The 10935-nt window shown below is 69.9% G+C and carries 9 protein-coding genes, 2 tRNA genes and 1 pseudogene; 7 read left to right on the top strand and 5 right to left on the bottom strand.

The window, feature by feature from the left end; genetic code table 11:
• Positions 1–88 precede the first annotated feature (88 nt).
• Positions 89–631, bottom strand: a complete 543-nt coding sequence (locus ACZ43N_RS40225) for a PPA1309 family protein (protein WP_468104480.1) — start codon at positions 629–631, stop codon at positions 89–91.
• A 164-nt stretch (positions 632–795) separates the two neighbouring features.
• Between ACZ43N_RS40225 and ACZ43N_RS40230 the strand changes: the two genes are divergently transcribed.
• The 4 genes from ACZ43N_RS40230 (at position 796) to ACZ43N_RS40245 (ending at position 6367) form a co-directional block, all read left to right on the top strand.
• On the top strand, positions 796–3750 hold the full coding sequence (locus ACZ43N_RS40230; RefSeq protein ID WP_468104489.1) for a UPF0182 family membrane protein: 2955 nt from the start codon (positions 796–798) through the stop codon (positions 3748–3750).
• Positions 3751–3794: 44 nt separating this feature from the next.
• Positions 3795–3868 (top strand) — tRNA-Met (locus ACZ43N_RS40235).
• 173 nt (positions 3869–4041) lie between these two features.
• The gene (locus ACZ43N_RS40240) at positions 4042–6156 is read left to right on the top strand and encodes a sel1 repeat family protein (protein ID WP_468104482.1); all 2115 of its coding nucleotides are present in this window, start codon (positions 4042–4044) and stop codon (positions 6154–6156) included.
• A 137-nt stretch (positions 6157–6293) separates the two neighbouring features.
• Positions 6294–6367 (top strand) — tRNA-Met (locus ACZ43N_RS40245).
• A gap of 170 nt (positions 6368–6537) precedes the next feature.
• On the opposite strand, the gene ACZ43N_RS40250 is transcribed toward ACZ43N_RS40245, so the two are convergent.
• From ACZ43N_RS40250 to hisN, 3 genes are all read right to left on the bottom strand, one after another.
• Positions 6538–6954 carry a Fur family transcriptional regulator gene (locus ACZ43N_RS40250; RefSeq protein ID WP_468104483.1) on the bottom strand — a complete coding sequence of 139 codons (417 nt, stop codon included), beginning with the start codon at positions 6952–6954 and terminating at the stop codon, positions 6538–6540.
• Positions 6955–7224: 270 nt separating this feature from the next.
• On the bottom strand, positions 7225–7617 hold the full coding sequence (locus ACZ43N_RS40255) for a CBS domain-containing protein (protein WP_468104484.1): 393 nt from the start codon (positions 7615–7617) through the stop codon (positions 7225–7227).
• Positions 7618–7863: 246 nt separating this feature from the next.
• Positions 7864–8664: a histidinol-phosphatase gene (gene hisN / locus ACZ43N_RS40260; protein ID WP_468104486.1), complete on the bottom strand. Its 801-nt coding sequence runs from the start codon at positions 8662–8664 to the stop codon at positions 7864–7866.
• Between the two features lie 260 nt (positions 8665–8924).
• Here hisN and ACZ43N_RS40265 point away from each other — a divergent pair, with 260 nt between their 5' ends.
• The 3 genes from ACZ43N_RS40265 (at position 8925) to ACZ43N_RS40275 (ending at position 10686) form a co-directional block, all read left to right on the top strand.
• Positions 8925–9557, top strand: a complete 633-nt coding sequence (locus tag ACZ43N_RS40265; protein WP_468104490.1) for a TetR/AcrR family transcriptional regulator — start codon at positions 8925–8927, stop codon at positions 9555–9557.
• A 129-nt stretch (positions 9558–9686) separates the two neighbouring features.
• Positions 9687–10160, top strand: a complete 474-nt coding sequence (locus ACZ43N_RS40270) for a GNAT family N-acetyltransferase (protein WP_468104487.1) — start codon at positions 9687–9689, stop codon at positions 10158–10160.
• 91 nt (positions 10161–10251) lie between these two features.
• Positions 10252–10686 carry a transposase gene (locus ACZ43N_RS40275; RefSeq protein WP_468104488.1) on the top strand — a complete coding sequence of 145 codons (435 nt, stop codon included), beginning with the start codon at positions 10252–10254 and terminating at the stop codon, positions 10684–10686.
• Here the strand turns inward: ACZ43N_RS40275 and ACZ43N_RS40280 are convergent.
• A pseudogene (locus tag ACZ43N_RS40280) lies at positions 10619–10777 on the bottom strand (GNAT family N-acetyltransferase); the annotation flags it as partial. The gene ACZ43N_RS40275 and the pseudogene ACZ43N_RS40280 overlap by 68 nt on opposite strands.
• Between the last annotated feature and the right edge of the window lie 158 nt (positions 10778–10935).

A 10935-nucleotide genomic window follows, 5' to 3' on the forward strand; every position in this document is an offset into this window, starting at 1 on the left:
GGGGGCGCTCCCGTCATCAGGGGGCGCCCCCACCCCGCCGTAGGGCACGGGCCCGCCGCACGGACCCGCCGCGCGAGGGCCCCGGTGATCAGTCCGCGAACGTCGCCGTCAGCGCTTCGGCCAGGCCCGGCACCAGCTCGGGGCCGGTGAGGACCTCGGTCGGGGAGTCCTTCTCACGCAGCCGCAGCGCGGAATCGCGGGAGCCGTCCCGCAGGACCGCGACCGTCATACGGACCTCCTGACGCTCCGGGTGGGCCGCGACCCACTCGGTGAGACGGGCCCCGTCGAGGTGGTCGGGGACGGACGCCTCGACGGAGGGCGGCAGCATCAGCCGCTCCACGGTCAGCGCGCAGCCGACCACCGCGTCCGGCCAGGCGATCGTGCCGAGGAACTCGTCCAGGGCCTTGCCGGTGGGGATCTCGTCCTGCTCGATCGGGGTGAGACCGGCGGTCTCGGACTCCTCCTCCAGACCGAGCTGGGCCGCGAGCGCGGGCTCCTGGGCCTTGAGGCGCGCGGTGTCTACGAGGGCGAAGAGGCGAGCGGGCTGGTCCCAACCGAGGCCGGAGGCGTACTCGTCGATCTCGAGTACGGCCCGGGTGAGCGGGTTCGCTGCCATGGGAGTGTTGGACATGGTCACAATCCTGCCTCGTTCGTTACCCGAAGCGGGAACCGAGTAAAGCGTGAGTAAGTTGCAATAGGTGAGGCCCCTACGACCAGGGGGCCCGCTGGAGGGTCCGTAGACGCGGGCCCGACATATCGACAGCGAACTTCGAGGTGCGCACCTTGGCTTTCCAGATGCCGGACCGCGGCGGAGGCCCGACGGGGCCGCGGATCAGAGTCGGCCGACCGTCCCGGCGTGTCCGGACCCTGCTCATGACGCTGGGCGTCCTTGCCGCCCTCGGCATGGCGTTCGTCATGTTCGCGGGGTTCTGGACGGACTGGCTCTGGTACCGGTCGGTGAACTACTCCTCCGTCTTCACGACCACGTTGTGGACGAAGATCGGGCTCTTCTTCGTCTTCGGTCTGCTGATGGCGGCCGCGGTCGGCTTCAACATCTGGCTGGCGCACCGGCTGCGCCCGCCGCTGAGTGCCATGTCGATGGAGCAGCAGAGCCTCGACCGGTACCGCATGGGCATCGCGCCCTACAAGAAGTGGCTGCTCCTCGGGATCACCGCATTGGTCGGCCTGATCGCCGGCGCCTCCGCCTCCGGGCAGTGGCGCACCTGGCTGATGTGGGTCAACGGCGTGTCCTTCGGGCAGAAGGACCCCCAGTTCGACCTGGACGTCTCCTTCTACGCCTTCGACCTGCCCTGGTACCGCTTCCTGCTCGGCTTCGGCTTCGCCGCCGCCGTGCTCTCGGTGATCGCCGCCGCGCTCACGCACTACCTGTACGGCGGTCTGAGGGTCACCTCCCCGGGCGCGCGTGCCACGGCCGCGGCCACCGGACACCTGTCGGTGCTCCTCGGCATCTTCGTCGCCCTGAAGGCCGTCGCGTACTGGCTCGACCGGTACGGCCTCGCGGTGAAGTCCAGCGACTTCAAGGCGACGGGCAACTGGACGGGTCTGAGGTATGTCGACGCGAACGCCTATCTGCCGGCCAAGACGATCCTGTTCTGCATCGCCGTCATCTGCGCCCTGCTCTTCTTCGCCACGATCTGGCGGCGCACCTGGCAGCTGCCCGTCATCGGCTTCGGCCTGATGGTGCTCTCCGCGATCCTCATCGGCGGGCTGTACCCGGCGATCGTGCAGAAGTTCCAGGTCCAGCCGAACGAGCAGGCCAAGGAGGCGCCGTACGTCGAGGAGAACCTGAAGGCGACCCGCCAGGCGTACGGCATCGACGGAACGACGGTCCAGGAGTACACGGGCACGGGTGACACCACCGACAAGGCCAAGCTGCGCAAGGACGCCGACGGCGCCGCCAGCATCCGCCTGCTCGACCCGAACATCGTCTCGCCGACGTTCCAGCAGCTTCAGCAGATGAGGAACTACTACGCGTTCCCCACCAACCTGGACGTCGACCGCTACAGCGGCGAGGACGGCGCTGAGCAGGACACGGTCATCGGCCTGCGCGAGCTGAACCTGGCCGGTATCCCCAAGAACAACTGGATCAACGACCACTTCCGCTACACCCACGGCTACGGCGTCGTCGCCGCCAAGGGCACCGAGGCCACCTCCGGCGGCCGCCCGGTGTTCACGGAGTCCGACCTGCCGTCCAAGGGCGACCTGGGCGAGTACCAGCAGCGGATCTACTACGGAGAGAAGACCACCCAGTACTCCATCGTCGGCGGTCCCCAGAAGGAGATCGACTACTCCGACGACAGCGGTGAGAAGACCACCAGCTACAAGGGCGACAGCGGCGTCAACCTCTCCAACCCGGTCAACCGGGCGGCGTACGCGGCGGCGTTCAGCGAGCCGCAGATCCTCTACTCCGGCGCCATCGGCGAGGGGTCGCGGATCCTGTACAACCGCACGCCCAAGGAGCGCGTCGAGGCGGTCGCCCCCTGGCTGACCATTGACGGCGACGCCTACCCGGCCGTCGTCGACGGGAAGATCCAGTGGATCGTCGACGCGTACACGACGACCAACGGCTACCCGTACGCCTCCCGCACCACCCTCGGCGATACGACGGCCGACTCGCTGACCGCCGACAACAGCCAGCGCGCGGTGGTGGCCCAGCAGAACCAGGTCAACTACATCCGCAACTCGGTGAAGGCGACCGTCGACGCGTACACGGGCGAGGTCAAGCTCTACCAGTGGGACACCCAGGACCCGGTCCTGAAGACCTGGATGAAGGCGTTCCCGGACACGGTGGAGCCGAAGACGGCGATCTCCAAGTCGCTGGAGGCCCATCTGCGGTACCCGCAGGACCTGTTCAAGGTCCAGCGCGAGCTGCTCACCCGCTACCACGTGAAGGACGCCGAGACGTTCCTCAGCGGCAGCGAGGTGTGGCAGGTCCCGGACGACCCGACCAACACCTCGGGCAACGCGGTGCCGCCGTACTACCTGAGCATGAAGCTGCCGGGCCAGCAGGAACAGGCGTTCTCGCTGACCACGACGCTCACGCCCAACGGCCGGGACAACCTGAGCGCGTTCGTCTCGGTCAACGCCGAGGCGGGGACGCCGGACTACGGCAAGATCACGGTCCTGAAACTGCCGACCAGCGAACCGATCGACGGTCCCAAACAGGTCCAGAGCCAGTTCAACTCCGAACAGGACATCGCGGAGACCATCAGCCTCCTCAAGAGAGGTGACTCGCAGGTCGAGTACGGCAACCTCCTGACGGTGCCGCTCGACGGCGGACTGCTCTACGTGGAGCCCGTCTATGTGCGAGGCGGTGGCCTCAAGTACCCGCTGCTGCGCAAGGTTCTCGTCACCTACGGCGGCAACACGGCCTTCGAGGACACCCTCGACGCCGCGCTCAACAAGGTGTTCGAGACGGAGGGGCCGACGCCCGAGCCACCGAAGGACGACGGCGACGAGGGCACCGACGAGCCGCCGAAGTCCGGCGACCCGACGGTCCAACAGGCCCTGCAGGATGCCCAGAAGGCGTTCGACGAGGGCCAGCAGGCCCTCAAGGACGGTGACTGGGAGGCGTACGGCCGTGCTCAGCAGGACCTCGAGGACGCGCTGAAGCGGGCCGAGGAGGCCCAGTCCAAGGCCGACGGGGCCGGCGGCACCGGCGGCAGCGAGAACAACGACAAGGGTGATCAGGCCGACAAGAACGACGACAAGGGCTCCGGGAGCGGGTGATTCAAGGCTCCACCCCGCGCCGTGATACGGTTGCCGAGCAACGGCGCGGGGTGGAGCAGCTCGGTAGCTCGCTGGGCTCATAACCCAGAGGTCGCAGGTTCAAATCCTGTCCCCGCTACTGAAGTTGAAGGCCCGGATCCTCCAAAGGATCCGGGCCTTCGACGTGTTGTCCGGGGACATCGGCACATCTGTGTTTGACTTGTCGCTCTGTGGGCATGTCGACAAAACGCTGTAGTGACCTCAATGGGCTTGCGGTATACCAGGTGTACCCAGGTTGCAGGTGGTGCGACGATGGACGTTATGGGGGACAAGGCAACTCTGTTGGAGTCAGGGCGGTTTGCGCAGTCTGTCGACGTTGCGCCGTCTGCCGACCTCGTGCTGCCCGCGGAGTCCGAGCCGTCGGGGGAGTCCGTCTTGACCACAAAGCCCGGCACGATCATCGGTCACCCGCGCCCGGCGGGCGATTCCGCGCCGCCCGCTGACCCGGACGAAGCGGGGGAAGCCATCGAGGAGGCGCGTCAGCGGCTCGCCGCCGAAGCCGGTGACTCCGAGGCCATGAGCGTCCTCGGAGCCATGCTGCTGCGCCGTGGTGACCCCGACGGAGCCGAGCCGTATCTGCGGGCCGCCACCGCAGCCGGGGACCGGGCGGCCGCCAACAACCTGGGCGTCCTGCTCCACCAGCGTGGCTACCCGGACGAGGCCGCCGGATGGTGGCGGATCGCCGCCGTCGCCGGCTCCGCGGCCGCCGCTCACGCGCTCGGACGGCACCACCGCGAGCGCGGCGACGAGCCGGCCGCCGAGTACTGGCTGCGCCAGTCCGCCGAACAGGGACACGCGCTCGGCGCGTACGCCCTCGCCGACCTGCTCGAACACCGCAGTGACGCCGCCTCCGAGAAGTGGATGCGCGTCGCCGCCGAGCGAGGGCACCGCGAGGCCGCGTACCGGCTCGCACGGACGCTCGACCATCGCGCCGAGCGCGAGGAGCGCGCGGCCGTCCGCGAGGGCCGCAGGATCGCCCGCGCCGCGCTCGAGATCGGCGGCGCGAGCCGCGAGGCCGTACGGGAAACCCCTCGCGCCAGGGAAGGCGTACGGGACGGCCGGGTCGGCGCCGCACGGGAAGGGCGAGACGGCGTACGAGAAGGGCGTTCCGCCGCACGAGCGGGAGAGCCGGGCGCCGACAACGGTGTCGGACCCTCCGCCGCCGAGGAGGCCGAGCAGTGGTACCGCCAGGCCGCCGCGCGCGGGCACCGGCGGGCGGCGCTGCACCTCGGCGCCATCCTGGAGCGGCGCGGTGAGCTCAAGGAAGCCGGGCGCTGGTACCTGACCTCCGCCAAGGACGGCGAGCCCCGGGCCGCCTGTGCGCTCGGCTTCCTGCTGCGCGACGCGGGCGACACCGAGAGCGCGGCCGTGTGGTGGCTGCGGGCCGCCCAGGACGGCGACGGCAACGCGGCGAACGCCCTGGGCGCGCTGCACGCCGAGCGCGGTGAGACCCAGACCGCCGAACGGTGGTACCGGGCCGCGATGGACGCCGGTGACGTCAACGGCGCGTACAACCTCGGGCTGCTCTGCGCCGAGCAGGGGCGCACCGCGCAGGCCGAGCAGTGGTACCGGCGAGCCGCGTACGCCGGGCACCGGGAGGCGGCGAACGCGCTCGCGATCCTGCTGCTCCAGGTCGGCGACACGGCCGGGGCCGAGCCGTGGTTCTCCAAGGCCGCGGAGGCCGGCAGCGTGGACGCCGCCTTCAACCTCGGGATCCTGCACGCCGGGCGGGGCGACGACGTGACCGCACTCGTCTGGTACGAGCGGGCGGCCGCCGCCGGGCACACCGAGGCGGCGCTCCAGGTGGCCATCGCCCGTCTGCGGGAGGGGGACGAGCGGGCCGCCGAGCGGCATCTGCGGTGTGCCGCCGGCGGGGGCAGCGCGGAGGCCGCGTACCGGCTCGCCGCCGTGCTCGACGCACGCCGGCCGCCCGCGCCCTCGCATGAGCTGGGGGAGCCGGTGCGGGAGAAGAACGAGTGCGAGGAGTGGTACGAGAGGGCCGCCTCGCAGGGGCATCGCCGGGCGCAGGTGCGCGTGGGGATGCTGGCGGCGGGGCGGGGCGACGTCGTCGAGGCGGCGCGGTGGTACCGGCTCGCCGCCGAGGCCGGTTCGCGGAACGGGGCCTTCAACCTGGGGCTGCTGCTGGCGCGTGAGGGGAGTGAACCGGAGGCCGCCGTGTGGTGGGCTCGGGCCGCCGACGCCGGGCACGGGCGGGCGGCGTTGCGGCTCGCCCTCGTCTACGCGCGTCGGGGCGAACTGGTCGAGGGGAAGCGGTGGGCCGACCGGGCGGTGGCGCTCGGGCCGGCCGAGGTGACGGAGCGGGCGGCGCGGTTGCGGGACGCGTTGCGACAGGAGCTGTCGGCCTGACGGGCTGTCCCGTCCACCGCGGATCACGGGGACAGCCCTTGTGCGCCGGGCGGGCCCGGGCCCGATGGCTGCGGCCTCGCCCGGTGGTGAAGTGATTTGCGCTGGTGGGTGGGGACACGTAAGGTTGCGTTTACCGACGCGGGGTGGAGCAGCTCGGTAGCTCGCTGGGCTCATAACCCAGAGGTCGCAGGTTCAAATCCTGTCCCCGCTACTGAAGGCCGAAGGCCCGGGACCAATGAGGTTCCGGGCCTTCGGTGTGTGTGGCTGCCCGCGTGAGCGGGATGAGGGTGCCGGGTGCCGACGGCCACCGGAAACGGCGAAGCCCCCGGCTGGAACATCCGCCGGGGGCTTTCGTGTGGTGTGGCGTGGTTGGGCCGCAGGCTATGCCGCCGCGCAGTTCGGGCAGACGCCTCGGTATGTCACCTCGACGTCGGAGACCGTGAAGCCGAAGCGCTCCGAGGAGGGCAGGTCCGCGAGGGGGTTGCCGGTGGGGTGGACGTCACGGATCGTGCCGCACTGGGCGCAGACCAGGTGGTGGTGCGGGCGGTGCGCGTTGGGGTCGTACCGCTTGGCGCGCTTGTCCGTGGAGACCTCGAGCACCTCACCCAGGGAGACCAGCTCACCCAGGGTGTTGTAGACGGTGGCCCGGGAGATCTCGGGCAGCTTGGCGACAGCGCGCGCGTGCACCTCGTCGGCCGTCAGATGGACGTGCTCACCGTCGAGAACCTCGGCCACGACACGCCGCTGCGCGGTCATACGCCATCCGCGTCCGCGCAGTCGCTCCAACAGGTCACTCATACAGGTCAGCCTAACAGCAAGGGGAACAGATTCCGAACAGGTGTGACTTCGGAATGAGTATTGACCTGGATTTAGTCCAAGGTAAGATCTGGGCTCGAAAGTGGCGCTCACCACGGTCGGGGACCGGCGGGTGCACCGCGCGGACTTCGGCAAGCGCCTGGAGGCCGCTGTCCAGGCTCTGTGCGGCCGGCCAGGGTTGGACCGCTTGTCGTGGTGACGGGCCGGGGCTCCTTGGGGTCCCGGCCCGTTGAGCGGGGCGCACGGTTCAGGTCACGCCGTCGCGTGCTGTCGTGCCGGAGCCCAGCAGCGGATGATGTCGCGGACCGAGACGATGCCGGCGGGCGCGCCCTCGTCGAGCACGATCAGATGGCGGAAGCCGCCGTGCGCCATGGCATGGGCCGCCTCCTCCAGGGTCCAGGACGGCGTGGCGAACACGACGTCGTTGGTGGTGTGGGCGTGGGTGCGCTCGATGTCGGGGCTCTGACCCAGCCCGACGGAGTTGAGAATGTCGCGTTCGGTGAGGATGCCGAGTCCGCCGGCGTCGGGGTCGAGGACCACGGCCGCGCCCACTCGGCGTGCGGACATCAGGGCGGCGGCCTGGCGGAGCGTGTGGTCGGGGCCGATGGTGAGAACCACCGTGCTCATGGCGTCGCGGACGAGCATGGAGTGCGGTCACCTCCTGGGGAACCCATGGCAGTTCGTCGTGCCCGGCGCGTCGGCGCGCCTGTTGAGCACTGCACAAGTTCACAAGTGGGGGGACTGCCAGCTTCCCAGGCAAAGAGAGGGTCAACAAGGGGGCGCGCGTGGTCAGTTCAGGGCGCCTCGGGATCACTCCACAGCCGTACGCGCATCGATGAGGACGATGCGGTGGGTCCCGGTCCTGGTGTGGCCGGGTTCAGCGCCGCCGGTTCAGTAGCGCTCGTTCAGGTACCCCAGCAGTTCGTCGTGGAGCAGGCCGTTCGAGGCCGCCGCGTTGCCGCTGTGCGGACCGGGGCGTCCGTCGAGCCCGGTGAAGGTGCCGCCCGCCTCGGTGACGATGATCGCGTTGGCGGCCATGTCCCACAGGGACAGCTCGGGTTCGGCGCAGAGGTCGACCGCGCCCTCGGCCACCATCATGTACGGCCAGAAGTCGCCGTACGCGCGCGTGCGCCACACCTCGCGGGTGAGGTCCAGGAAGCCGTTCAGGCTGCCCCGGTCCTCCCAGCCGCTGAGGGAGGAGTACGCGAAGGAGGCGTCCGACAGCTTCGAGACACGGGAGACATGGAGGCGGGAGGACGAGCTGAGGCTGCGGCCGGTGAAGGCGCCGTGGCCCTTCGCGGCCCACCAGCGGCGGCCGAGGGCGGGGGCGGAGACCACACCGACGACGGGCTGGTAGCCGCCCTCGCCCGCTTCCATCAGCGAGATCAGGGTGGCCCAGACCGGGACGCCGCGGACGTAGTTCTTGGTGCCGTCGATCGGGTCGACGACCCAGCGTCGAGGGCCGGTGCCCTCGACGCCGTACTCCTCGCCGAGGATCGCGTCCCGGGGGCGGGAACGCTGGAGATGGCCGCGGATGAGCTCCTCGGCGGCCTTGTCGGCCTCGCTCACCGGGGTCATGTCGGGCTTCGTCTCCACCTTGAGGTCGAGGGCCTTGAAGCGGGACATGGTGCTCGCGTCGGCGGCGTCGGCGAGGACGTGGGCGAAGCGGAGGTCGTCGAGGTAGTCGGCCATGTTGCGAACGGTATCTGCCGAGGTCGGTGCGGAGCCATAGGGGGGCCGGGGCGGGGGCGCCAGGAGAGGATCGGGCGCCCGGGGTGGTGCGGAGGGCGGGTGTGCGGGTACCTGACACCGACGAGATCCTTCGGGTGCTCCGCGGGCCCGCGCATGTTGGCCGGAGTGCGCCCGTTGGTGCTGTCGCGAACCCTTGACAGTGGGTTGATGCACGTCAAATCTGAGGGCCGGAGCCGCCCGCTCGTATCAGGGAGGCGATGATGCCTGCAGCGCGGGAATCCTTGTTGGACGCCGCTTACACGGCGCTGGTGCGCCGCCCGTGGTCCACCGTGCGCATGGTGGACGTGGCGGCGGTGGCCGGAGTGTCACGCCAGACGCTGTACAACGAGTTCGGCAGCAAGGAGGGGCTCGCCCGGGCCCTGGTCCGCAGGGAGGCGGACGGCTATCTCGCGGGCGTCGAGCGGGCGTTGGCCACTCCCGTGGAGAGCCGGGAGCGGCTGGCCGCGACCGCCGAGTGGACCGTGGCGGCCTCCCGGAGCAACGTGCTCGTACGGGCCATGCTCACCGGCTGCTGGAGTGAGCGCCTGCCCGCGCTCACGCTCTCCGCGGTGCCCTCGTCCTCCGCGGTGCCCGCGCAGCGCCGCGCCGACGGGCCGTTGCCCGCCCCCTCCGACTTCGTGGCGCTCGTCCGTGACCGGGCCGTCGCCGTCCTGTCGCCGCCCGACACCCCCAAGGTGGACGCGGTGGAGCTGGCCCGCTCCTGCGAACTCGCGGTCCGGCTCGCCCTGTCCTGCGTCGCGGCGCCCCCGGGCGAGGGCGGGGTCACCGATCTGGTGCGGACCGCGCTGCCGCGCCAGCTGAGCAGGCACCCGGCCAGGCTCCCGGCCGGCTAGGCCCTGCCGCGTCGAAATGTACGGGAGACCCCGGACAGGGGAGGGTGGGAACAGGCCGCACGGGCCAAGGCTTGCGTCACAACTTGCCCAACTCGTGCGGGTTCGCCTGTGACGGTCTGGGCGCCTGCCATGATCGTCATTATGGGGATACGCATCGCACCGGCCGCGGTGGCCGACTTCCATCAGGTCCTGACTGATCACTCCCGATACTGGGGCGAGCGCGACCTTCGGTCGCTGCACCTTCTGGCACTGGTGCAGGAGTTCGGTTCCACCTGCTTGGTCGCTCGGGCCGAGGACGGAATCCGCGGGTACATTTTCGGGTTCGTCACCCCAGGGGGCACCGGGTACGTGCATCTGATCGCCACGCGGGATGACGTCCGTGGCACCGGTCTCGGGCGTCGTCTGTACACGGCGTTCGCTGAAGCAGCGGAATGTCACGGTGCACGGAAGTTGAAGGCGATCACGTCAGTCGAGAATGCCGGCTCGATCGCCTTCCATCGCAGCCTCGGCTTCGATACGAAGATCGTCGACAACTACAACGGCCCCGGCCGGGCTATGGCCGTCTTCCACCGAGATCTGCCGCTCAACGTCCCGCGGCCCTGACCCGCCCACCGTCACCGGTAATCGCTCCCCAGGCCATTAGCCGTGTGATGATCTCAGTTCGTGGCACGTGGAGACCTGACGGACGAGCAATGTGGGGTGTCGGGGCCGTTGTTGCCGATGGGCAAGAAGCCCGGCCGCCCGCTCGTGGGCTCGGCGACGGCTGATCGACGGCATACGGTTCCGGGTCAGCACCGGTGTCCCGTGGCGGGACATGCCCGCCGAGTACGGACCCTGGGGCCGGGTGTACGACCTGTTCCGTCGATGGCAGCGGGACGGCACCTGGCATCGAATCCTCACCGCGTCGCAGGTCCGGGCGTATGCCAACGAGCTGATCATCTGGGACCTCAACGTGGACTCCACGATCGTGCGCGCCCACCAGCACGTCGCCGGTGCGCGCACCCAGTGGACCGGATCTCCACGGCGAACAGGCCGAAGCCCTGTGACTCCCACTCGCTCTCCCATGCCTGGATCCGCCCGCGAGTCTGCTGTTCGTCAAAGACGCTGCCGTCACGGATCCACCGCATGACCTCGGGGTCGGAATTGACGGCGGCCATGGGCGCAACGTCTTCCTCGCGCCAGCGCCGCAGGATCAAACGGGGAGTCTCAAGCGTGACCATCCAACCATTCTGGATCACCAATGGGCTCTCACTATCCTCACCAGGCACTTTCGATACGCCCCCTACTGATCTTTTCGTAAGTTCGGTTGATGTGCTGACCTTGTGAGTGGGAGGCTTCCGGGGTGGCTTATCGACCCTCGCCTTCAGATGCCAGCTCG

Source organism: Streptomyces sp. NPDC030814, assembly GCF_055572155.1.